General features: G+C 38.7%; 23 protein-coding genes and 2 pseudogenes. 4 read left to right on the top strand and 21 right to left on the bottom strand.

Annotated features, from left to right (window positions below; translation table 11 throughout):
• Positions 1-606: 606 nt before the first annotated feature.
• Complete coding sequence (locus PZE06_RS21645; protein WP_170943618.1) at positions 607-780, top strand: hypothetical protein; 174 nt, start codon at positions 607-609, stop codon at positions 778-780.
• Positions 781-852: 72 nt separating this feature from the next.
• Here the strand turns inward: PZE06_RS21645 and PZE06_RS21640 are convergent, their stop codons facing one another.
• Positions 853-1,194, bottom strand: coding sequence for a hypothetical protein (locus tag PZE06_RS21640; protein ID WP_191963556.1), 342 nt, complete (start codon positions 1,192-1,194; stop codon positions 853-855).
• 254 nt (positions 1,195-1,448) lie between these two features.
• On the opposite strand from PZE06_RS21640, the pseudogene PZE06_RS21635 reads away from it, so the two are divergent.
• Together PZE06_RS21635 and PZE06_RS21630 are read left to right on the top strand one after the other, a co-directional pair.
• Positions 1,449-1,556, top strand: a pseudogene (locus PZE06_RS21635) (transposase); the annotation flags it as partial.
• A gap of 22 nt (positions 1,557-1,578) precedes the next feature.
• Positions 1,579-1,793: pseudogene (locus PZE06_RS21630) on the top strand (transposase); the annotation flags it as partial.
• Between the two features lie 287 nt (positions 1,794-2,080).
• Here PZE06_RS21630 and PZE06_RS21625 read toward each other — a convergent pair.
• The 9 genes from PZE06_RS21625 to PZE06_RS21585 form a co-directional block, all read right to left on the bottom strand.
• Positions 2,081-3,049 (bottom strand): siderophore ABC transporter substrate-binding protein, encoded by a 969-nt coding sequence (locus PZE06_RS21625; protein WP_151025851.1) that lies wholly within the window; start codon positions 3,047-3,049, stop codon positions 2,081-2,083.
• 185 nt (positions 3,050-3,234) lie between these two features.
• On the bottom strand, positions 3,235-3,993 hold the full coding sequence (locus PZE06_RS21620) for an iron ABC transporter ATP-binding protein (protein WP_151025852.1): 759 nt from the start codon (positions 3,991-3,993) through the stop codon (positions 3,235-3,237).
• On the bottom strand, positions 3,987-4,940 hold the full coding sequence (locus tag PZE06_RS21615; protein ID WP_151025853.1) for an iron chelate uptake ABC transporter family permease subunit: 954 nt from the start codon (positions 4,938-4,940) through the stop codon (positions 3,987-3,989). The genes PZE06_RS21620 and PZE06_RS21615 overlap by 7 nt, the downstream gene beginning before the upstream one ends.
• Positions 4,933-5,883 carry an ABC transporter permease gene (locus tag PZE06_RS21610; RefSeq protein WP_095311514.1) on the bottom strand — a complete coding sequence of 317 codons (951 nt, stop codon included), beginning with the start codon at positions 5,881-5,883 and terminating at the stop codon, positions 4,933-4,935. Before PZE06_RS21610 ends, PZE06_RS21615 begins: the two co-directional genes overlap by 8 nt.
• Before the next feature lie 418 nt (positions 5,884-6,301).
• Positions 6,302-7,051 carry a glucose 1-dehydrogenase gene (locus tag PZE06_RS21605; RefSeq protein WP_151025854.1) on the bottom strand — a complete coding sequence of 250 codons (750 nt, stop codon included), beginning with the start codon at positions 7,049-7,051 and terminating at the stop codon, positions 6,302-6,304.
• A gap of 468 nt (positions 7,052-7,519) precedes the next feature.
• Entirely contained in the window at positions 7,520-8,095 is a 576-nt protein-coding gene (locus PZE06_RS21600) for a nitroreductase family protein (protein WP_151025855.1), read from the bottom strand.
• Positions 8,096-8,309: 214 nt separating this feature from the next.
• Positions 8,310-10,715: a heavy metal translocating P-type ATPase gene (locus PZE06_RS21595; protein WP_151025856.1), complete on the bottom strand. Its 2,406-nt coding sequence runs from the start codon at positions 10,713-10,715 to the stop codon at positions 8,310-8,312.
• A 97-nt stretch (positions 10,716-10,812) separates the two neighbouring features.
• On the bottom strand, positions 10,813-11,019 hold the full coding sequence (gene copZ / locus PZE06_RS21590; protein WP_151025857.1) for a copper chaperone CopZ: 207 nt from the start codon (positions 11,017-11,019) through the stop codon (positions 10,813-10,815).
• A 25-nt stretch (positions 11,020-11,044) separates the two neighbouring features.
• Complete coding sequence (locus PZE06_RS21585) at positions 11,045-11,377, bottom strand: metal-sensitive transcriptional regulator (protein ID WP_151025858.1); 333 nt, start codon at positions 11,375-11,377, stop codon at positions 11,045-11,047.
• 330 nt (positions 11,378-11,707) lie between these two features.
• On the opposite strand from PZE06_RS21585, the gene liaG reads away from it, so the two are divergent.
• Positions 11,708-12,562: a LiaG family protein gene (gene liaG / locus PZE06_RS21580; protein WP_151025859.1), complete on the top strand. Its 855-nt coding sequence runs from the start codon at positions 11,708-11,710 to the stop codon at positions 12,560-12,562.
• Positions 12,563-12,603: 41 nt separating this feature from the next.
• Here liaG and PZE06_RS21575 read toward each other — a convergent pair whose 3' ends face one another.
• From PZE06_RS21575 to PZE06_RS21525, 11 genes are all read right to left on the bottom strand, one after another.
• Positions 12,604-13,800 (bottom strand): MFS transporter, encoded by a 1,197-nt coding sequence (locus tag PZE06_RS21575; RefSeq protein WP_151025860.1) that lies wholly within the window; start codon positions 13,798-13,800, stop codon positions 12,604-12,606.
• Positions 13,784-14,257 carry a MarR family winged helix-turn-helix transcriptional regulator gene (locus tag PZE06_RS21570; RefSeq protein ID WP_151025861.1) on the bottom strand — a complete coding sequence of 158 codons (474 nt, stop codon included), beginning with the start codon at positions 14,255-14,257 and terminating at the stop codon, positions 13,784-13,786. The genes PZE06_RS21575 and PZE06_RS21570 overlap by 17 nt, the downstream gene beginning before the upstream one ends.
• 126 nt (positions 14,258-14,383) lie before the next feature.
• Entirely contained in the window at positions 14,384-17,053 is a 2,670-nt protein-coding gene (gene ppdK, locus PZE06_RS21565; protein WP_151025862.1) for a pyruvate, phosphate dikinase, read from the bottom strand.
• 34 nt (positions 17,054-17,087) lie between these two features.
• A complete protein-coding gene (locus PZE06_RS21560) occupies positions 17,088-17,891 on the bottom strand; it encodes a pyruvate, water dikinase regulatory protein (RefSeq protein ID WP_151025863.1) in 804 nt (267 codons plus the stop codon).
• A gap of 13 nt (positions 17,892-17,904) precedes the next feature.
• Complete coding sequence (gene ccpN, locus PZE06_RS21555) at positions 17,905-18,543, bottom strand: transcriptional regulator CcpN (protein WP_275792041.1); 639 nt, start codon at positions 18,541-18,543, stop codon at positions 17,905-17,907.
• A gap of 326 nt (positions 18,544-18,869) precedes the next feature.
• Complete coding sequence (locus tag PZE06_RS21550; protein ID WP_151025865.1) at positions 18,870-19,607, bottom strand: urease accessory protein UreH domain-containing protein; 738 nt, start codon at positions 19,605-19,607, stop codon at positions 18,870-18,872.
• 458 nt (positions 19,608-20,065) lie between these two features.
• Positions 20,066-20,359 carry a HesB/YadR/YfhF family protein gene (locus PZE06_RS21545; protein WP_275792040.1) on the bottom strand — a complete coding sequence of 98 codons (294 nt, stop codon included), beginning with the start codon at positions 20,357-20,359 and terminating at the stop codon, positions 20,066-20,068.
• Positions 20,360-20,448: 89 nt separating this feature from the next.
• On the bottom strand, positions 20,449-21,420 hold the full coding sequence (gene trhO, locus PZE06_RS21540; RefSeq protein ID WP_151025867.1) for an oxygen-dependent tRNA uridine(34) hydroxylase TrhO: 972 nt from the start codon (positions 21,418-21,420) through the stop codon (positions 20,449-20,451).
• A gap of 303 nt (positions 21,421-21,723) precedes the next feature.
• The gene (locus tag PZE06_RS21535; RefSeq protein WP_151025868.1) at positions 21,724-22,209 is read right to left on the bottom strand and encodes a flavin reductase family protein; all 486 of its coding nucleotides are present in this window, start codon (positions 22,207-22,209) and stop codon (positions 21,724-21,726) included.
• A gap of 134 nt (positions 22,210-22,343) precedes the next feature.
• Positions 22,344-22,607, bottom strand: a complete 264-nt coding sequence (locus PZE06_RS21530; RefSeq protein ID WP_151025869.1) for a DUF1450 domain-containing protein — start codon at positions 22,605-22,607, stop codon at positions 22,344-22,346.
• 29 nt (positions 22,608-22,636) lie between these two features.
• Complete coding sequence (locus PZE06_RS21525) at positions 22,637-23,479, bottom strand: 2OG-Fe(II) oxygenase (protein ID WP_151025870.1); 843 nt, start codon at positions 23,477-23,479, stop codon at positions 22,637-22,639.
• Positions 23,480-23,753: the final 274 nt, after the last annotated feature.

Here is a 23,753-nt window from a genome sequence, read left to right as displayed (position 1 = left end):
ACTTTTTGTGGTTTATTTGGCACGTATTTTTTTGAAAACGATTTTGAAAATTCCAATGTATCCTCATAAGTATTGCTTTCATCCCCCAAAAGACCCAGAATCAGTTACTTAATTTCCGAGAGTCTACACTTATATTACTTAATATGTTGTTGCCCTAGCTTCGTTGCGGGCTTTTCCACTAGACCTATAAGAAAAGGCGTTTGCATTAGTAGATTCGCCCTTGAAAATAAGCCCTCTTCTCATGTCATCGCCTTGACTAGAAGAGCCTGTTCATAAATGCTTTTCCTTTATTGCAAAGGAACAGGAAATTTTATATATACCTATATGCTTGTATATGCTGAATCTGTCTCATGAGTGAGCCCAAAAATCAACATCCGGGTTATAAATCTCGAAAAATTTTATTATGCATATCGGCAGCAATGCTTAACTATAATAAAATGGGCCAAAATTGAGAAAATTTTTCTTAAAGTTGAATAAATTTCCTCCGTTTGGTAACAATAAAAATACAAGTGTAATTCCCCCTTTTTTTGACCTCTTTATGAGGTCAATTTTTTTGTATATATGAATGCTAAATGAGATAGACTAGTCCAAAGAGAGGTGAGCTTCATGACGAAAAAAATGAATAAAGGAAGCAAAAATCAAAACTCCCCAGATGCAGAGTTTGCAGAAGAAATAACAAGCGGAGATAATAGCAAGGGGAACAAACGCAATAAAGCTAAGCATTCAAAAAATGACAGAACAAAATTAAACGAAGATGCATTCCGGAAAAATCGTGATTAATTCCGGAATTTTTCTGCTTAATTCCGGAAAAAGCAGATATATTTCCGGAAAAATTGCATGAATTCCGGAATTTCACCCTACAATTCCAGAAACATAAGAAAAACCAGGCAAAACCGCCCGGACTTTTTTGTTAAGTTTGTATTCTATTCCATGTACTCCTTTATCGGATTCAGGATACATTTGTCCACCACATTTTTCGCATGAAAACATAGGGGTCGTTGGATCTCCATCATCTAGTAGCTCAAAGTCCCTGACCACATTTAACGGAAAATCCTCCTTTCCATGATGCACCAAACAAAGCCGACTTTCTGTTTGCTTTATAGGCATTTCGATGGAGTTTTTCCCATCTGTCTTGACCTTATAGTTAAACGTCACGTTTTGACCAGCATATGCTTCGATTCGATTCATTCCCATTGCGATCGACCCCATTGCGATCGACGAATACTAAATGAAGATCTTTTCTCGATATCGGTCTTTATACAAATATATCGGTCAAAGCAGGCCATAAATCGGTCTAGGCTTGATGCTCATCAACCACTATGGTATCCCCCCAAATTTTATACTTTCTTATCTTTTCAAAAAAACTCGACCATAGTTGGTCGTGTCAGAGTGTAGACAAACTCGAAGATTTTCGAGTTTGCCTACACTCTTTTTTCTTTTAAAATAGAATTAAGATGCTCTTCCTACCATACCTATTTGGCATACGTTCCATGCGTCAAACCATAAAAGAAATGGAAACAAACATGGCCTATCCGTGGTTTCTAGGATTCGGTTTCTACACTCGTCCCCAAACAATAACATCTATGTCACAACGATGAAATCAAACAGATCTACGCGAAACGCAAGAAGACGATTGAACGTGTCTTTGCGAATGCGAAGGAAAAGCAGGGGATGTGATGGACAACCTTACGAGTCTTAATATGCAGGCGATGCTTACGTTTGCTGCCATGAACGTAGAGAACATGGCCCCTTGGACTTGGCCACCTGCTTTTAGGGGGTGCCAAACGAGTTGATGGGAGCGGAAGGCGCTTGACTCCTGGGGGAATAGCGTGACAGCCGAGACCCCGCACGAGCATCCGCGAGGAGGAGGCTCGGCGCACGCCCCCCGGAAAGCAAGCGTCTGGAGAGGAAATCAACGTTTTTAACGCAATTCCAATCCAAAAATGACAAAATCCATCGAAAGGGCTCCCTTTCGATGGATTTTGTCGACAGTCTGACTCGACCATAGTTGGTCGAGTTTTAATTATGGAACGATCATCATTATATTTCTTAAAATTTACGAGCTCTCACTACACTCTCGTTATTGAATAGCTTCTTCAATTTCTTTTACCATTTCGGCTACGGATACTAAACCGCCGCCAGATAGGTACCAGTAATTTGGATCCAAGTAGTGGATATTCCCACTTGTCATTGCTTTCGTATTTTTGATTAGCTCTGTTTCAACAGTTTGTTGCGCCGACGATTCTCCTTCCACGACAGCTCCTCGGTCTACAACAAATAGATGCTCTGGATCTTTTTCAACTAAGTATTCCGGTGAAATATTTTGTCCATGTGTGGAGACTTCAATGTTTTCATCCACAGCTGGCAAACCAAATACATCATGAATAATCCCAAAACGTGATCCAGGTCCATAAGCACTTAAATTCCCCTCATTTGCAAGGATCACTAGTGTAGAACCAACATCAGCAGATTTTTCTTGAATTTTAGCAATGTCATCGTTAATTGCTGCTAATTCTGTTTCGACTTCTGTTTCTTTAGCAAAAATTTGACCTAATGTTTCCATATTGTCAGTGAAAGATTCCATATAGTTCGTTGTATCAACACCTAAGAAAATCGTTGGTCCAATTTTGCTTAATTCTTCATATGCTTCTTGCTGTCTACCTGAAATAATAATTAAATCTGGAGCAATCTCAGCAATTTTTTCGAAGTCAGGTTCTTTTAAGCTCCCAACGTTCTCATATTTTCCATCTTCATATTGAGAAAGATACGGTGGGATATTTGCTTGTGGTACACCAGTAACTTCCACGCCTAGTTTATCTAAAGAATCAAGAATTCCGAAATCAAAAACAACAACTTTTTCAGGATTGACCTTCACTGGAGTTTCGCCTAGTTGATGAGTAATCGTAATTTCTTTTGTTTCTTCTGCGGCATCTGTATCATTTGTAGCTGATCCAGTTGTGGCTTCGTCAGCTTCTTTATTTGAGCCACAAGCTGCAACGAATATTGTCAGCATGGCAATAATGAAAAACAAACTTAACCTTTTCTTCATTAAAAATTCACCCCATGAAAAAATTTTTATTCTTTCCCTTCCACAATGCTCTGTCACATTGTGAACCATCTATATTTTATTTTTGATCGTAAAACAGCATTGAAAGCTACTGAAGCCATTCCGGACCCAGGTATGACTCCAGCATAGTATCATCTCCATTTTACAATCAAAAAATAAAATCGAAATTAAGTAAAGTAAAGACAATATCGTTTTTGATTTTCTACTTTTACGGTAAAGTCCATTTCATAAATTTCCTTCAACACTTGAGGAGTAATAACCTCTTGAGTTTGGCCTTCACGAACGACCTTGCCGTCCTTTAAAGCGATAATATAGTCAGAATAGCAAGCAGCAAAATTAATATCATGTATGACAATCACAACCGTCTTACCAAGTTCATCAACAAGCTGACGTAACACTTTCATGATTTGCACAGAATGTTTCATATCTAAATTGTTCAATGGTTCATCAAGTAAGATATATTCAGTATCCTGAGCTATAACCATGGCAATATAAGCACGTTGCTTTTGCCCACCACTCAATTGATCAATAAATTTATTTTGCATATCCTGAAGCTCCATGTATTCAATTGCTTCATCGACATACTTCCAATCTTCCTTCGTTAATCGGCCTTGTGAATATGGAAATCTTCCAAACGCCACTAATTCTCTCACGGTTAAACGTAGATTAATAAAGTTTGACTGTTTAAGAATCGAAATCTTTTTTGCTAAGTCTCCACTTTTAGCTTTGGCAATATCCTGATTATCAATTAATACTTCACCAGTATCCTTAGCAATTAGACGACTCACCATTGACAAGAGCGTACTTTTCCCAGCACCATTAGGACCGATAAAAGAAGTGATCTTTCCCTTCTCAATTTGAACAGAAACATCTTCAACAACACTTTTATTTCCATATCTCTTCGAAACGTTTTTTACGATTACCATTTTTTACTCTCCTTTAATAGAAGATAGATGAAGTAAACTCCACCGATGAAATTGATGATTACGCTGATTGTAGTCGAAAAGGTAAACACTCGTTCTACAAGAAACTGACCACCGACCAATGCCACAACACTAATTAAAATAGAGCCAGTAAGCAAATAGCTATGTCGGTATGTATTTAAAAACTGATGGGCAATATTCGCAACAAGCAATCCAAGGAAAGTGATTGGGCCAACTAGAGCCGTGGCAACTGAAATTAAAACAGCTACAATAATCAGAAGTCGCTTAACTACATAATCATAATCCACTCCAAGATTAATCGCTTGCTCCTTTCCTAATGAAAGGACATCCAAATATTTATAAAATCTTGCAAAATAAAGACCCGCTAAAACAATGAAAAGAATTGATACAATTAATAAATCAGTGTTCACATTGTTAAAACTTGCAAACATTCTGTCTTGTACAATCATAAATTCATTTGGGTCAATTAGCACCTGCATGAAGTCGGTAATACTACCGAAGAAGGTTCCACAAATGATCCCAACTAGTAAAAGAATATAGATATTCTGTCCTTCACCTTTAAAAAGAAATTTATATAGCAAGCCTGCAAAGAGAATCATTAACCCTACAGATAAAACGAAATTAAAGTTTTTATCGACGACAACAAAATTCATAGAACCAAAAACAAAAATTAAAAATGTTTGGATGAGCATGTATAAAGAGTCTAATCCAATAATACTTGGTGTTAAAATTCTGTTATTTGTTATCGTCTGAAAAATCACAGTAGAGAAAGCGATTACAGCACCCGTAACAACGATTGCAACAATTTTTAAGGTCCTTCTAGGTAAGACATATTCCCATACTGGTCCTAGATTCACAAAAATATATGCTGTAGTTAAGGACAAGGCTAAGATGAATAAAATAATTAATTTAATGTTATTTCTACGCATATGCCTTTCTCCTCAATATTAAATAAAGAAATATTCCGCTTCCTATTACCCCAACTGTTACCCCGATGGCAATCTCATAAGGATAAATGATGACCCGACCGAAGATATCACAGGCGAGGACAAAGACAGCTCCTAGTAGTGCGGTGTGAGAAAGACTATTTTTCAAATGATCTCCCTTATACATCGAAACGATGTTTGGAATAATTAAACCTAAAAATGGAATCATTCCAACTGTTAAAACAACTGATGATGTAATCAATGCGACAATAATAAGACCAATGTTTACAACTCTTTTATGATTAAGTCCTAAATTAATCGCAAATTCCTCTCCCATTCCAGCAATCGTAAATTTATTCGCATAAATGTAAGCAATAATTACAAGCGGAATGCTAATATAAAGTAATTCATAGCGTCCTTGAATCATCATCGAAAAATTCCCCTGAAGCCATGATGACATATTCTGAACCAGATCATTTTTCAAGGCAAAAAAAGTAGTAATTGACCCAATGATATTTCCAAACATCAAGCCTACAAGTGGAATAAAAATGGCATCTTTATATTTTACTTTGTCCAGTATTTTCATAAAGACGAAAGTCCCTAATAGCGCAAAAGCAAAAGCAACGAGCATTTTCACAAACGGGCTAGCCGATGTAAACAACATCAAGGATACTAAGATTCCCAGTCTAGCTGAATCCATTGTTCCAGCGGTTGTTGGTGAAACAAATTTGTTTCGCGTTAATTGCTGCATAATTAATCCAGCAATACTCATACTTACTCCCGCAAGGATAATACTCATTAAGCGTGGAAAACGGCTTACTAAGAGAATATGTGCTTGTTCCTCAGTTAAATCAAAAAGATCTAAAGGAGTTATTCCTTTTACACCGACAAAAAGTGATGTAATTGATAATACGATCAGTGCCAAAACCAAGTATCTTCTTTTCATAACTCTTCCTTACTCTTTCCAATTTGTTGAGAACAATAGAATCGTCTTCACAACACTCCCATCATTAAAAACAAATGATAATGATATTCTAATTAAAATTCGTTTTTAACTAAAAGTGCTCCATTATGAATCCGATTCACTCGAAAAATAAAAAAATAACGTTGAGTGAAAACGTTTGGGAGAGTGACTCTCTACCAAATATTATTTCTCATTGTTATTTTTTAATTGAGAATAGTTTTCAATTAATCCCAAAAAAAATTTCTTTCTATATAGATGATAACGATTATCATTATCCTCTGTCAACTGTTTTTAACGATGTTCACATAATATATATAAACTTTTCACAATTTTATACGAGAGTGCCTGTTTCTTTTTTTAACTCGTCCTTATCTTAATTTTTCATTCAGGTGTTCTTTTGCTATTCCTCATAAATCATTTTCCTTGTCATCCCGCCATCAATTATTAAATTGATCCCAGTGACAAAATCATTTTCTTCGCTAGTAAGATATAAACAACCTTTTGCAATATCTTCAGGTTTCCCCACTCTTTTAGACAAATGCTGATTGTGATCCTTATCTGTTAATTGAGAATAGTCGCCTGTTTCGATCCACCCTGGGGAAATTGCATTTACCGTAATATGTTCATTGGATAGGGAAGCTGCCAACGCATGAGTAATCGCTACAATTCCCCCTTTTGATGCCGCATATGCTTCCGAATGGGGTTCTGACATGAGCGCTCTGGTAGAAGCAATATTGACTATGGCCCCTCCTTTATCATTTTCACGCATATACTTGGCCGCTTCCTTGGAACACAGAAAAACACTTCTCAAATTCGTATTAAGCACGTCATCCCAGTCTTCAACGGACAAATCAAAGACATTTTTAAAACGGCTCACTCCCGCATTGTTAATTAATATATCGATTTTTCCATACGTACTTTTTACTACCTTCATTAACTGAACGATATCATCCACTTTGCGAACGTCTGTTTGAACAAACATACTTTGGCCTCCTGCGGCAAGAATTTCCTCCTTCACGCTTTGACCTGCCTTTTTATTCAGATCAGCCAATATGACCTTTGCCCCATTATCGGCATAACACTTTGCAACGCCTCTGCCAATTCCATTCGCAGCTCCAGTAATAATGGCAACTTTATTTTGAACACTCATTTGCTTCTCTCCTTTTTTGTTCCAGTTTTTATTTTACAAAATGGGGGAGCTGTGCACAATTGCTGGACTTTTTGTAGCAAGGATTCACAAAAGCATCAGATTATGCCTTCTTGCTAAAATTCATTTCCTAAACCAACAATAGGCTTTTTCGAACGTTTCATTTCCTTTCTTCTTCAAATAAAAAGCCAAGGCATTGAGAACAGAAGCTCAATGCCTTTTATCACTTTTTATAGAATTGTCGCAAATAAGCTTTGCACTTTTACAATCTTGGTAGAGAGGTCGAATCTCTTCACGTAAGCCACCGTTATGATTGAAGGGTTACGCAAAACAAAAACATAACTGAGCAGTAGCAAGCACAACGCTACCACAAAGAAGCCAATCCTCGCACTTGATATCAACCTCTACTTCTACCTACAATCAAGCTTTCCTCATTCTGTCACTTAAAGCCAGCAGTACGAAGCTTCCCTCTTATTCTTTATCAATCCATGTCGTAACCTCTGCAATAGGCTTTACCTTCCTTGGCGGAGGTGTCATATCTGGATAGCCAATATAGATGAAGCCAAGGACTTCGCCTTTTTCCGATAAACCAAAGAGGTTGCTTACTTCGCGATCATAGCATGGCTTTCCTGTTCTCCAAACTGCTCCTAATCCAAGTGCGTGGGCAGCGATAAGCATATTTTGAACACCAGCATTGACAGCTGCGTATTCCTCTTTCAGGATAACCTTTGGATTATCACTTGGTTCGACCGCCGCCACAATAATCACCGGTGCTCGAAAAGGATTGTTTCTTGCCTTTTCCACCTTTTTCTTCTGCTCATCTGTTGCTGGTTCATCCATCTCTCTCTCCGCTATCTGTGCTAGTGTTTCACCTAAACGTTTACGACCATCCCCAGTTAATACAAAAAATCGCCAAGGTTCTGTCTTCACATGGTTCGGAGCCCATGTGGCAGCTTCTATAATTTTTTCAATTAATTCTTTTGGCACCTCTCTATCTTTTACTCTACCAATACTTCTTCTTGTTCGTAATGCTTCTAATGCATCCATTCGCTCTCCTCCATTTCAAAACTATTATCAATATATGACCGTACCCGCTATTCATAACCAATAACTGAAATGCAATTAACACTATACAAATGCAACTAACCTCTTGAATCAAGTATAAAAAAGTCAACGAAAAAAAGCTATCGAATCAATCGATAGCTTCAAATAATGCTCACACAGACTAGATGTAGTCCTAATGTTTAAAAAATGTCCCTACCTATAATTTCACTTTTTGTAGGCGCAATGCATTTAAAACGACTGAAACCGAACTGAATGCCATCGCCGCCCCTGCAAGCCAAGGTGCAAGAAAACCCAGCGCTGCAACTGGAATGCCCATCGTATTATAACCGAATGCCCAAAACAAGTTTTGTTTAATATTACGGATTGTTTTTCGACTCATTGAAATTGCATCAGCAATACTGTTTAAATCTCCACGGATTAATGTAATGTCAGCAGCTTCCATCGCCACATCCGTACCTGTTCCGATTGCCATCCCAATATCGGCAACTGCTAAAGCAGGAGCATCATTAATTCCATCTCCAACCATAGCTACCTTCTTGCCGCTGGCTTGAAGCTTTTTCACTTCGCTTGCTTTTCCCTCTGGAAGCACTTCTGCAATATAATGTTCTATCCCTACTTTTCCAGCAATTGCTTTGGCCGTCTCTTCATTATCACCTGTTATCATAATCACATCTAATCCCATTTCTTTAAGTCTCTGAACCGCTGAAATTGACGTTTCTTTAATGGTATCTGCTACAGCAATCACCCCGGACAGCACTTGATTAATCGCGACAAGCATCGCTGTTTTTCCTTCTCGTTCCAGAGCCTCCATCTCACTCAAATAATTACTGGCATCGACCTCAAAGCGGCTCATCAGCTTTCTTGTACCAATAAGGATCTCTTTGCCTTCGACTATGGCGCGAATCCCAAACCCTGGAATCGCCTCAAACTCAGCAACCTCCTTTAAAGTCATTCCGCTATCTTTAACACCTGCTACGATTGCTTCAGCTAATGGATGTTCCGATTTTTTTTCCGCACTTGCGACAAGTACTAAAAATTCATTTTCATCCATTTCTGTCAGAACATCCGTTAAAACAGGTGTTCCATTCGTAACCGTACCCGTTTTATCCAATACGACAGAGGTAACTCGATGGGTCATTTCTAAATGCTCTCCACCTTTAAATAAAATTCCGAACTCCGCCGCACGGCCTGAGCCTGCCATAATTGACGTAGGAGTTGCTAAACCAAGAGCACAAGGACATGCGATAACGAGAACTGCAATTAAATTCTCGAGGCTTTTTGCGAACTCTCCAGGCGCTACAACAAAATACCATAATACGAAGGTTAAAATCGCAATTCCAACGACAATTGGTACAAAAATCCCGGAAATTTTATCTGCCAATCGTTGAATAGGAGCTTTAGAGCCTTGAGCTTCTTCAACGATTTTTATAATTTGCGCAAGTGCGGTATCCTTACCTACCTTCGTTGCTTCAATTTTCAAGAAACCATTTTTATTAATGGTTGCACCAATGACCTCATCGCCAACTGTTTTATCAACAGGTACACTTTCCCCCGTCAGCATCGACTCATCAATAGCAGACTGGCCCACAAAAATAACCCCATCGACCGGGATTTTCTCTCCTGGTTTAACATGAAAAAGATCGCCTACCACAACTTCTTCCAACGGGATTTCCATTTCTACCCCATTGCGCTCGACGATCGCCGTTTTTGCTTGCAGCCCCATTAGTTTTTTTATCGCCTCAGATGAACGTCCTTTTGCTTTTGCCTCAAACAGCTTTCCAAGGACAATTAAAGTAATCAAGACCGCACTTGTCTCATAATAAAGTTCCGGTGAGTGCCCATGCATATCCATCATTTTAAAGGATAAGTATAAACTGTAAAAATACGCAGCAGAAGTTCCTAGAGCTACTAGCACATCCATATTCGCACTTTTATTTTTCAACGCCTTATATGCACCAACATAAAACTGCTTGCCGATATAAAATTGTACGGGTGTGGCAAGCAACAACTGAAACCAAGCATTCATAAAAAGGTCTGGCACATAGATAAAAGAAGTAAATTGAAAATGACCAACCATTGACCATAAGAGTGGTAAAGACAAGATCATTGAAAAAATAAATCGATTTTGCTGCTTCTTAATTTCCGCTTCCCGATGATCGACAGCTTCCTTCCCAGCCTCTTTCGTACGTGCTCCATAACCTAAATCCTGTACTTTTTTAATCAAATCTCCTGTCGCTAACTCCGTCGGATTATACTCTATTGTCGCTTTTTCAAGAGCTAAGTTAACAGTCGCACTTGTGACGCCATCCAGCTTATTTAAACCTTTTTCAATTCTTGCAGAACAGGCAGCACAAGTCATTCCGGTAATTTCAAGCTCAGTTTTTTCAGTTACAACATCGTAACCTAAATCGCGGACTTTATTTTGTATCGTTTCGATATTCGTTATTTTTGGGTCATATTTAATCGCTGATCGTTCTAAAGCAAGGTTGACATTTGCTTCCTCAATTCCTTCAAGTTTTCTCAAGCCTTTTTCGATACGGGTTGCACATGCAGCACAAGTCATCCCCGTAATTTGCATATTCGTTTCCTTTAATATGCTCATTGATTTTCACCTCAATTTCCCTATATACCCCCACAAGGTATATAAAATGGATAAAAGAACGTGCTAGCCTCAATGTAGCACGTCTGTTTCGATAAAATTACTCTACGTCATATCCTTGATCATCGATTGTTTCTTTAATCGTATCAATCGAGATAACAGCGCTGTTAAAATCGACAGCAACTGTACCTGCTTCAAGATTTACCTTCACATCGTTAACTCCGTCTAATTTACCCACGCTTCCTTCAACCGCTTTTACACAATGCCCACAAGACATTCCTTTTACACTTAATGTAACATTTTCCATCGTTACTTCCCTCTTTCTATTCCCTTTATTTTTTCATCAGCTTTTGAATCGTTACTAATAACTCATCAATCGCTTCATGATCTCCATCTTGCACTCTTTCTAAAATACAGCTTTTCATATGCGCCTCTAATAATAATTTGGCGACACCATTAAGTGCTGCTGTAGTAGCTGCTATTTGCGTGATAACATCATCACAGTAAGTATCCTTTTCAATAAGACCTTTAATTCCGCGAATTTGCCCTTCGATTCGGTTTAATCTTGTCACTAAGTTTTTCTTCGTTTTTTCTGAATGATGGCTCTTTCTCCCATCATGTTCATGGCAACATTCTTCCAACTCTTGAGGTTCAATATTCTCCATTCACATTCCTCCTCACCTCAATTGTACTATACCCTCCTACCCTATGTAAAGAATGAAAAATAATTTCTACGTAAGACTTGAGGCGTAGTGGAAAATAAAGCTATAGAGCAATGATTATTATCGCTATTTCGTTTATGATAAAAATAGGTTAAACAAGATTGTTAAATCACAATATTTTAGCTCTGACTAAATGAAAAGTGATCTTTAAGCATAGCTGCAAACTGGGAGAAACCAAAGCTTTTCACGAAATAAGCTAAAAATCAACACAATCATAAAACGATAGTCTTATTATAAAAAAATAAAAAGAGAAGCGATGGAGGAATTTTGACAATGAAGCGAATTTTTTTAATTTTTATCATCCTCATAGGGGGATATCTTTTATTTACAACTGTTACTAATCTCAATTGGTTTTCAAAGCAGGACAATACTCGGGCAGATATTACAAAGAGAATTGATACGATTGATTTTGATATCTCATCGATCAGCTTAGAAATCGTTCCTGAAAAACGGGATGACTTAGAAGCAGATTTAGTTGGTAAAGGGAAAGTGATTGTCAGTCAAAAAGGCGATGCGATTAGAATCTCTTATGAGCGTGAATGGTATGCATGGTTTTCTTTCTTTAATAAATCAAAGCTAACTGTCTATATTCCAGAAGATTATGATAAAGATATGGAAATCAACATCGGTTCTGGGAATGTTGAATTAGCTGGAAAATCTGAAAAACAGTCGTTTACGCTTGACGAACTTTCCATCGATATTGGATCGGGGAATATCAAGTTAAACAATTTGAATCTAAGCGAGTTTTCTTATAATGGCTCTTCAGGAAATGCTACCATTCAAGGTCTTGCCTCCAAGTCAAGTTCAATTGATCTAAGCTCTGGGAATGCAAATATCGACGATTTCAGCGGTGAACTTGAAGCCGATATTTCATCAGGGAAGCTGGATATCCAATTTGCTGAACTGAATGATTCTGTAGAGATTGATGTTAGTTCTGGTACTGTCACGCTTGGGTTACCAGACGATGCTGATTTCACCTTAGACGGCAAGGTTGGTTCCGGAAACATCTCATACAATTTTCCATTATCGGTTGAAAAAGAAAGCAAAGGCAGCATTAAAGGAACACACGGTAATGGCAAACACAAAATTGCTGTCGATGTTTCCAGTGGTAGTGTGAAAATTCAATAATAAAATGCTCCCGCTCAATAAAGAGCGTGGAGCATTTTATATTACATTACCTCTGCAATCGATTTTTCATTCTGAGCATTTTTTTTAGATAGAACGAATGTATAGATCATTAAAAGAATGACTAGGAAAACGACAGAAAAACCATAAATGAAGTGGTAGCTTGTTATTGAAGCTACTGCTCCAAGTCCAATAGAACCAATCGCAATTCCAAAATCCATTCCCGAAAAATACATCGCATTTGCCGTCCCTTGTTTTTCCCTTTTTACGGATTTTACCGCAATCGCTTGGAGTGTTGGGGTGATAACTCCATAAGCGATTCCGTAAAATACTCCGGCAAGAAGCAAGGTTTCTGTCCGCTCGGTGATCGCTAACAACATTAATCCGACCATTGCGCTGAATACACCTGGGTATATAATCATTTTATGACCATAACGATCAAATAATCGTCCCGATAACGGTCGAACTAATACCATCATGAGCGTTAACACCAAGAAAAAAAACGGCACCGAACTTCCTATTTGAGCCTCCTTGCCTAACTCTCCCATAAAACTAATGACACCGCCTAATGATATCGTAAAAAAAATCGTAAGACTGCAAGGAATGAACGCATCTTTATCGAAAAGAGATTCCTGAAAGGTCATTTTTCTTTCGTTTACGGGCAAAGAAGCACTCTGCTGTGGAGTTTTAATAAATAACGAGATTACCAGAGTAACGAGCGTTAAGCCCATCGTTAATACGACCATATAATAATAAGAGGCCAATTGCAGAAGTGATAAGGCAATCATTGGGGCGATGCTTGTACCTACGCTTGTAGCCATCCCGTAATACCCGATGCCTTCACCTAGTTTTTTTGTGGGAATAATATTAGTGGCCATTGTTGCAAACACTGTTGAAAGAATTCCAAATCCAACTCCGTGTATACTCCGCAAGCATAATAATAAAATCAGTGAATCCTGCCCAATGCTGGCTCCAATTGATAACGCCACAAGAATAAGCGCTAAAGCGTTTAACAGCGCTAACTTCACTTTGTGCATAAAATAGCTGATCAAAGGCCTTGTAATAATGGCTGACAGCATGAATACTGTTGTCATCAATCCGCCCTCTGTCGGGCTTTCTTTTAAATCCGTAATATATGCAGGAAAGCCCGCCGTTAAAATTTGAATACCGAGGAAAAAGAAGAATGCCATTAATAAAATCAGAATATAACGTCCTGTCCATAACTTAGATGTTCCTGTCACTTTTATTCCTTCTCTCTAAATCTGTTTGCTCAAGCAATTGTTCAATATTACTTTCTAATAACCCCAATACTTCTTGATAGACTTCAAGCTTCTCCGGCTTAATTCCAGCAACCATCCTTATAAAGATTTCTTCAATATAAGGTGTCAACTCTTCAACCAATTCCCTTCCTTGGTCAGTAATTTTAATCAAAAAGGAGCGGCGATCCCTAGGATTTGCTACTCTTATGACCGCTTTTCTCTTCTCTACCAGATCGAGAATTTTTGTCAAGGTTGCTTGGTCCTTATCGGTTCTATGTGAGAGCTCCTTTTGTGTAATACCATCTATTTCATGAAGTGCTCTTAAAACGACCCATTGTTCTGTCGTAAGATGGTAGGACCTTAAATAAAGGTTTACAATCCGCGTCATTTTTTTACTTAACCGTACGGACGCAGACCCAATAGATTTATCCATTGACATAAAATATCCACTCCTCATAGCCATAATTTTTATTATATCTTTAAGTTTTATTTGTGTAAATATAATTTGTATACAAACTATATTTACACAAATAAAACTAGCTTCAACTAAGAAGCTAGTTTCTAATTATACTTGAACTTGTGGTCTTTTCTCTTGAAGTGGCTTACGAATCGTTGCCTGTGCTGCAGCAAGTCGAGCTACCGGTACACGATATGGTGAACAGCTAACATAATCCAACCCAGTCTCATAGCAAAATTCGATCGAGTTTTTCTCGCCGCCATGTTCACCACAAATTCCTGTTTTCAACTCAGGCTTTGTTGCTCTTCCAAGCTTGACGCCTGTTTCAACAAGCTTTCCTACTCCCTCTCGATCTAAAACTGCGAAAGGATTTTCTGGAAGAACCTTGTTTTCAATATAGGCTTGTAGGAATTTGCCCTCTGCATCGTCTCGGCTATAGCCAAAGGTTGTTTGCGTCAAATCATTTGTTCCAAACGAGAAAAAGTCAGCCTCTTCAGCAATTTCATCTGCAGTAAGTGCTGCACGAGGGATTTCGATCATCGTACCAATTAAATAGTCGAAGCTCTTTCCCGTTTCCTCTTGAACCTGTGAAGCTGCATCCATAACGAGTTGACGCATTTGCTTCAGCTCATTAACATGGCCCACTAGCGGGATCATAATCTCCGGCTTAACAGCAATTCCTTTATTTTCAACACTTGCAATCGCATAAAAAATTGCTTTTGCCTGCATTTCATAAATTTCTGGATGAATCATTCCTAACCTGCAGCCTCTAGCTCCAAGCATCGGATTAAACTCAGCTAATTGATGTACCTTCTTCAACAATAATTCTTTCTCAGCTAATTCGGGTGCATTAGGGCTTAAAATCTGAAGCTTTGTTACTTCTACCAACAATTCCTCTTTGTCTGGTAAAAACTCATGTAACGGTGGGTCTAGAAGTCTAATCGTTACCGGGAAGCCTTGCATTGCCTCAAAAATGCCCTCGAAATCAGCTCGCTGCATCGGAAGTAGTTCATTTAACGCTTCCTTTCGCTCAGCGAAGTTATCTGCCAGTATCATTTTTTGAACTATCGGCACCCTTTTCGCATCCATAAACATATGCTCCGTGCGGCACAAACCAATTCCACCAGCCCCGAATTCAAATGCTTTTTTCGCATCCTCTGGATTATCAGCATTTGCTCTAACTCCAAGTTTTCTTGTCTCATCAGCCCACTGTAAAAGGAGGCGGAATTCCTCTGAGAGCTGCGGTTCAATCATCGGAATCTCTCCGATCATCACTTCACCCGTTGCACCATCAATTGTCAGCACTTCACCTTCGCGGATAACGGTATCGCCAATGGACAATTGCTTTGCCTTCAGATCAATTTTAAGTGCCTCACAGCCACAAATACAGGCCTTCCCCATTCCTCTTGCAACTACTGCGGCATGGCTCGTCATTCCACCACGACTCGTTACGACAGCTTGTGCCGCAATAATTCCATGAATATCGTCAGGAGTCGTTTCTGGCCGAATAAGGATGACCTTTTTCCCCTCATTCCCCAGTATTTCAGCCTCGTCTGCATCAAAGACCACTTGACCACTGGCTGCCCCTGGTGAGGCTGGTAGCCCCTTTGTTAAAATTTTGCGAGTAGCTGATTCATCTATACGGCGGTGAAGCAGTTGATTCAACTGATCCGGATCAACGCGGAGCAGAGCTGTGTTTTTATCAATCACACCTTCTTCTACCATTTCAACGGCAATGCGGATTGCCGCTTGAGCTGTGCGTTTACCTGTTCTTGTTTGTAAAATGAAAAGCTTGCCCCTTTCAACCGTAAATTCAATGTCTTGCATATCTTTGTAATGATTTTCTAATAGCTGACAAGTTTCAGAGAATTGTTTAAAGACATCAGGCATTTCCTTTTCTAACGTCAAGATCGGTTGTGGTGTGCGAATTCCTGCAACAACGTCCTCTCCTTGAGCATTGATTAAGTATTCCCCATATAATGTATGTTCTCCTGTTGATGGATTTCTTGTAAAAGCAACCCCTGTCCCTGAGTCATTTCCCATGTTTCCAAACACCATGCTTTGAATATTGACGGCTGTTCCTAGATGATCCGGAATTTTATTTAATCGGCGATAGACAATTGCCCGCTGATTATTCCATGAATCAAATACAGCTTTAATCGATAACAATAGCTGTTCTCTAGGATTTTGTGGAAACTCTTTTCTTGTACGCTCCTTCACAATCCTTTTATATCCAGCAATCACCGTCTGCCAATCTTCCGCCGATAGTTCCGGATCTTGTGAGTATCCGTGTTCTAGACGATATTCCTCAAGAAGCTGTTCAAAGAAAAAAGTATCAACATCGAGTACAACATCAGAAAACATCTGAATAAAGCGGCGATAAGAGTCATAAGCAAATCGCGGATTATTCGTAAGGCTCGCAAGCCCTTTAACCGTTTCATCATTCATTCCTAAGTTTAAAATCGTATCCATCATCCCAGGCATGGAGAAAACTGCTCCAGAACGAACGGAAACAAGCAATGGATTCACAGGATCGCCGAGTATTTTTCCTGTCTTTTCCTCAAGCATCTGTAAACAAGCAAAAATTTGCGCCTCAATTTCAGAGGAGACTTTTTTTCCAGCATCATAATAGGCATTACAGCTTTCCGTAGATATTGTAAACCCAAATGGAACCGGCAGCCCGATTGCTGTCATTTCAGCAAGGTTAGCTCCCTTCCCTCCTAATAATTCTTTCATCCCACTGTTTCCTTCATTAAACATATAGACAAATTTCTTCATGATCCATACTCCTCTCTTATGAGTTCAGATTTGGCTATTTTTTGAGTGTATTTAAAATATAGTCGGCCGTTTCTTCAATCGCCTTATCAGATACATTAATGACCGGACATCCGAGACGTCTCATGATTTTATCAGCATAATCCAATTCCTCTAATATCCGTTCAAAGCTAGCATAGTTTGCTTGAGAAGTTAATCCGAGGTTCTTCAACCGCTCCTTACGAATAGAATTTAATTTATCAGGACTGATAATGAGACCCACGCATTTATTGCGTGATATTTGATAAAGTTCATCCGGCGGTGCCACCTCTGGTACAAGTGGAACATTGGCAACCTTATAACGTTTATGAGCCAAGTACATCGAAAGCGGTGTTTTAGAGGTTCGCGACACTCCCACTAGGACAATATCAGCATGCAATAGTCCGCGCGGATCTCTCCCGTCATCGTACTTTACGGCAAATTCAATCGCCTCAATTTTTTTAAAGTAAGATTCATCAAGCTGTCTCATAAGTTTGGGTTGATACTTTGGACTTTTATTAAATGTTCGACTAAATGCATCCATTAGCGGACTTAATAGATCAATAGCAGCTAAATTTTCCTCCTTCGCCCGACGATCTAAATAGCTCTTAAGCTTTGGAATCACAATGGTATAAGCGATAAGCGACGGAACCTGCTTCGCCATCAGCAGGATATCTTCTATATCCTCGTAATTCTCCACAAATGCATTTTTCCTTAACTCCACAAAACCTCCATTAAATTGGGTTGCAACAGCTTTCACAACTAAATCAGCTGTCTCGCCAACGGAGTCTGATACGACAAATACCGTTTCTTTCTCTTCCAAAATAGCTCCACTCCTATACCGTATAACGTTTGCTTAACTCCATATACGCCTTCGCAATGGTTGTCTTCGTAATGCGTCCAACCACTTTATATGTATGACTTTCCTTGTTGATTTCTTGAACAACAGGCAAGGAATCAATATGATGCTCAATCATTCTTTTGGCTGCTGTATGGAGCGTATCTTCCAGTGTAATTGTGATAATATTGGGCATTCTCGTCATGATGACATTCACAGGAATATCGCGAAGATCCTGCGTTCCCATACTTGCCCTTAGAAGGTCCTTTCTTGAGATCACGCCAACAAGATGACTGGCATCATTAACTACATATATAGCTCCTACATCTTTTAAGAAAATTTGTACGATAGCATCATAAACAGACGAGGAACTTCGCACGACTACAGGATGACCTTTATACTCCCTAACAAATTGTTCTGAAATTGTCATAAAAGGTTCTGCACTTGCCCCTTCCTTATACGTATAACCCACTTTCGTTCTTGCTTCTAAATTGCCAGCCATCGTTAAAATGGCTAGATCCGGTCTAAGGGTTGCTCTTTTTAATGACAATTTGTCAGCAATTTCCTTCCCAGAAATCGGACCTTCCCTTTTAACAATTTGCAAAATTTCTTCTTGGCGCTTCGTTAATTTAATCAATTCCACCACCCTCAGACCTAAAATATTATACTCTATTTCACTAATAATCTTAATATGTGTTATACTTATTAATATATAGTATATTATAATTATCGTGATTTTGGGAAACAGTTTTTACTTTTTTCTGATCAAAATTTGAAAACTTTATGAACAATTGGAGTTTGCTATGAATATTTTTGTTTGAAATCGGTTCTGAGGATTTTGCTAATTTAACAGGAATGTGGGGGAATTTTTCGACGAATTGGAAGCATTTTGGCGTTCGGTTACAGGGATCAATTTATTACGAATATTTCCTTTCAAAAAAAATACAACCGTTACCGGTTGCATTAATATCCCCAATACGTAATCGTATCAAGTATACCTAAAACAAGGAGCAGCACTCCTGCTATTTTTTGCACGACTGCACCTAGCTTTCTTCCACTTTTTTTCACGAATTTACCACCTAATTCAAAGTACCAAATAAAAAAAATGGCGAGCAATACGGGAAGCGACGTCCCTACAGCGAAAAACACAGGTAAAATGGCGCCGTATGGTACCGCTGTTGCCATTGGCATTAGCGTGACGAAAAAGAGTGTAAACATCGTCGGGCAAAAGCCTAAAGTAAAACTTGCTCCCATTAAAAAAGCGCCAAGATTTCCTTTGACTTTGAACTTTTCTGGAAAAATGCCGAATGAGATTGCCTTCGAAAAGGTAAAAAAGCCAAGCATAAAGAGACCAATGATAATCAGAGTCGGACCGACAACTTTCCGAATCCAAGGAAAATAGAGCATCAGCGTCTCGTTAACTTCATTCCCCACAAACCAGATTAGAAGACCAAGACCAGAAAAAACCGCAATTTTTCCTAATATAAAAAAGAAGACACCTTGCCATGCTACACTTCGCTGCAAAGATTGATTACCGTAAACGGTAATTGCCCCTAAATTCCCAGTAAATTGGCACGGAGCGGCAGCACCAACAATTCCTAGTATAAATGCCGATAGCATCGGGATGCCCATTGTCTGCAGGCCCATATTAATGAGTGGACGAGAAATGAGATTACTAATTTCACTAAAAAATTGATACATCGAATTACTCCTTAATTCACAACTTAATTCTAGTATATATTCTAGCATGCCCTAAGCTATGTGATCGTTCTCACAAAAAGCTTGGAATCCCTTAAGTTGAAAAAAGGCAGTTCGATAAATCCTAAAAAAAGAAGTGGAGAAAAACAGTTCGTTTTCTCCACTCCTTTTTTATGACTACGTTAAGAGTAGCTGACAGGCACTACTACTTACTACTAGTGCCACCAAACAGGTGCCCTATCAAAGCCGCACAATGAGCATTAGTGTGATGACAGGGCAACAATTTATTCTTTATCCTGGAACCACGATAACACTGTATGAGGACACGTTTTGCTTCGTTTTGGCGTTCTTTGTCCTCATGAACACTCTATGAAGAGCTTTCAAGCTCGCATCGCAAAAAGTAACTTTGCACTGTCTTTCGAAAAACAAAGAGGTAAATTTTTTTGCATTGCCCCCGAGCCTTATTTAGGGGTAAAAATGTATTCAACCTCTTCATTTTTTGCTTCAATATTTAAAACGTAATCGTCTAAAAACCATTCATCTTTATCATTGAAGTAAAATGTGATTCCTTCGACTTCATCCTTAATTGCCACAGTACCTTCTTTGCCAAAAGATATTCCTAATGAATAATTGGGATGAACAGTAGGAATGCCGCCATAAAGCTTTACATAAAACTGCACAAAATCTCCAGCCTGTAAATCCATTTCATCCTTAAACCATTGAGCAGCTTCTTTGCTAACATGAAAATTCATCATTTCACCTCATCGCTTTCCCTATTTTTATGTTCTGAGTATATTTCAGCATATAAACGAAAATGACTCAAATAAAGCAGAGAGAGTCTTTATTAATTTACTGCCTCAGAAGCCTCATCTATTTTACTTAACCGTTCTGCAACTTGTTCGTCCGTTAAACCATGCTCGACAACATACCGATTTCTTGGATGAACACGACATTCATGTGAGCAGCTACGCATATATTTATGTTCATTTTCCTCCGAACACAAAATTTTATCATTACATTCAGGATTTGCACAATTGACATAACGCTCACAAGGCTCACCTGTAAAATGGTCACGCCCAACGATAACATGCTCTACCCGGTTAACAGGAACACTAATGCGCTCATCAAATACATATAGTTGACCATCCCACAATTGCCCTTTTACTTCCGGATCCTTGCCGTATGTGACAATACCACCATGAAGCTGGCCTACATCCTCAAAACCTTCTTTTACAAGCCAACCTGAAAACTTTTCACAGCGAATTCCACCTGTACAGTACGTCAGAACCTTCTTCCCTTCAAAGTTTTCTTTGTTCTCACGTATCCAATTTGGCAGCTCTCTGAATGCCTTAATATCCGGACGTACAGCTCCCTTAAAATGGCCTAAATCATACTCATAATCATTTCGAGCGTCGATTACAACTGTATTTGGATCCTGCATTGCTTGATAAAATTCCTTTGGACTTAAATACTTGCCAGTCACTTCATTCGGATTAACATCATCCTCTAATCGAAGGGTAACCAACTCTTTACGAGGACGTACATGCATTTTTTTAAAAGCATGTCCATCTGCCTCATCTATTTTAAAAACCATCTCCGCAAATCGAGGATCTTCATTCATTTTCTTCATATATTGCTCTGTTTGTTCAACTGTACCAGACACTGTTCCATTGATTCCTTCAGCAGCAACAAGAATTCTTCCTTTTAAATCTAAGTCCTTACAAAAAGCCAGGTGCTCTGCTGCAAACTCCTCTGGATTTTCAATCGGAACGTACATATAGTACAGTAATACACGATACGGTTTTTTTGCTTCCATTTCTTTATCACCTTTCTATTCATCAAAGTTGTTATTTTCATGATGTCCAAAAAATCATAAGTACACGCGCTTAAGACTCATTATAGCGCTCCCTCGCAAAGACAATTGATCTTTGTTTGTGGAACTTACACTAAGCGCAGTTAAACTTCTCAGTAAAACTCTCGATTCCAAACTCCTCTAAACTAAAAAGGGAATACCTTCCCGTCAATGAGGAAAGGTATTCACACGCTGTTTTTATAGAGATAGGAATAACGCCCTTCATCCCTATCATGTATAAAAAACTTCACTTCTCGCCAAAAAGACTTATTTATAAAAATCAGCAGGAATTTTGCCAAACTTGCGCTTATGGTATAAAAGTGGCTCTTTACCATGATTCTCGATTTCAACAACTTCACCTATTAAAATTGTGTGATCCCCAGCTTCAACTGTTTTATGGGTTTTACATTGAAGAACACCTAATGATCCAGAAATAATCGGAAGGCCAAGTTCAGATGTTTTCCACTCGCAATTGGCAAATCGGTCAGTTCCCTTCATCGCAAACAGTGAGCAAATATCGCCCTGATCCTCTGCTAAAACATGAACCGCAAATTTCTCTGTTTTTGTAAAAGGTTCATAAGACGACACCTTTTTATCAATTGACCATAGGATCATTAATGGATCGATGGAAACAGAGGCAAACGAATTTACTGTTAAGCCAAGCGGTGTCCCTGCTTCATCAATAGTCGTTACAACTGTCACTCCAGTTGGGTAATTGCCCATTACTTCTTTAAAAACTGACACATTATCCATATATCCAACTCACCTTTCTCTTTTAACTGTTTCACACACTTATCACAGTATATAAGTTGTTTTCGTTTTTTCGAATGTATAGATCTGATAAGTTTATTATGAAGCGTTTTAACAGGTTTGTCGAATATCTGAATTCAAGCTTGGCTTTTCAGCTTTTCCAGCAATTCACTTGAGGTTGCTGCAGTTATAAATTCACCATTGACAACAGCGTACGGGGCCATTTTACATTCTTTACATTTACTTTGGCACTCATATTCTTTATATTGTACATTCTTTTCATTGAAAAAAGACTCATACTTTGGAACTTCATCTTCTGTCAAAAATTGATCTAAATTTTTCTCACAAAACTCAACAATGAGCTTATTTTCCTTGAAAAACCACCTATTAAAAAGCTTCACAGCTCCAAACACCCTTTATTGGCATCATATTAATAAATTTTACTTTCGCGAATCCACTTCGTTGCAACCCATTTTTCCCCTCTTATCACTGGGATGCTGCTGTGAACTGACATGCGATCAACTTGCCCCATACTATTCGTATAATGAAAGTACACAGCCGAGCCTTTCTTCGGAACAATCGACACTCCAGCCTTCGGAAAAACCGTTTCTCCGCCTTCTTCAACATCATTTAAGTAAAGAAGCAGTGTGCCAATTCTTTGTCCACCTTTACTGTGGTCAACCTTATTCGTCGGAAAATAATCGAAATGTGCCTTATACTCTTCTCCTACTAAATAATTCAACACCTGGAGTCCCTCTCCATGTTCAATTGGATAGGAAGTGATTTCCTCAAATCTTTTTTCAAGCTTGGCGATAAAAGAATTTTCCATGAGTGAATAATACATTCCTTTGCTCGTTCGACCAGATGCCACTCGTTCTTCACCAGTAACGGAGTCTACTACTTTCGATGGCTTTAACCGTTCGCTCGAAAGACTAATCAGCTGCTCACATTCTTCAGCACTCAAGACATTATCCAAATGAAGAATAAACGGCTTCTCTACTTTTGATAGCACTTTAATCTCTCTATCATTTGTATAAATAGTGTTGCCTTTTCTACCAATCTCGGGCGTTTCGTATTGGTATTGTGCATCTTCAAATCCTGTCGTTTGAATTGCTTCGTTTCCGACAATTTGAAAAAGACTTTCATATGCATACCTCGGGTTAAACCCTTTTTTCACAAGACCATCAGCTATTACAACCGGACTAACCCCACTACGAAGCGTTTCAATAATCCAATCCCTTAACTCACTAGACATATGTTTTATGGTCCCCATCGAATTCCCCTTCCTGCCCGACAGATTCATAATTTCATCTTACCATATTTCTAGTTCATTTGATGCTGTTAACGATTGGATCAATTGAAGCAGAACCTTTAACATCAGGACCAGTTACTGATCTGATCATTTAAAACAAAGAATAGTAAAGGAGCATTCCTGTTAGAAAGATTTTCGGGGACTTGAACAAAAAAGAGCCCTCTTGGTATGATATGGGGTGTCAAATCTGCAGAATTGACCCCTAACTTAGTTAACCAAGGAGGACTCCAAAATG

The sequence above is a fragment of the Robertmurraya sp. DFI.2.37 genome (assembly GCF_029211245.1).
Taxonomy (GTDB): Bacteria; Bacillota; Bacilli; order Bacillales; family Cytobacillaceae; genus Robertmurraya; species Robertmurraya methanolica_A.
The sequence above is the reverse complement of the archived record's forward strand: the minus strand, read 5'-3'. Positions and strand labels throughout refer to the sequence as shown.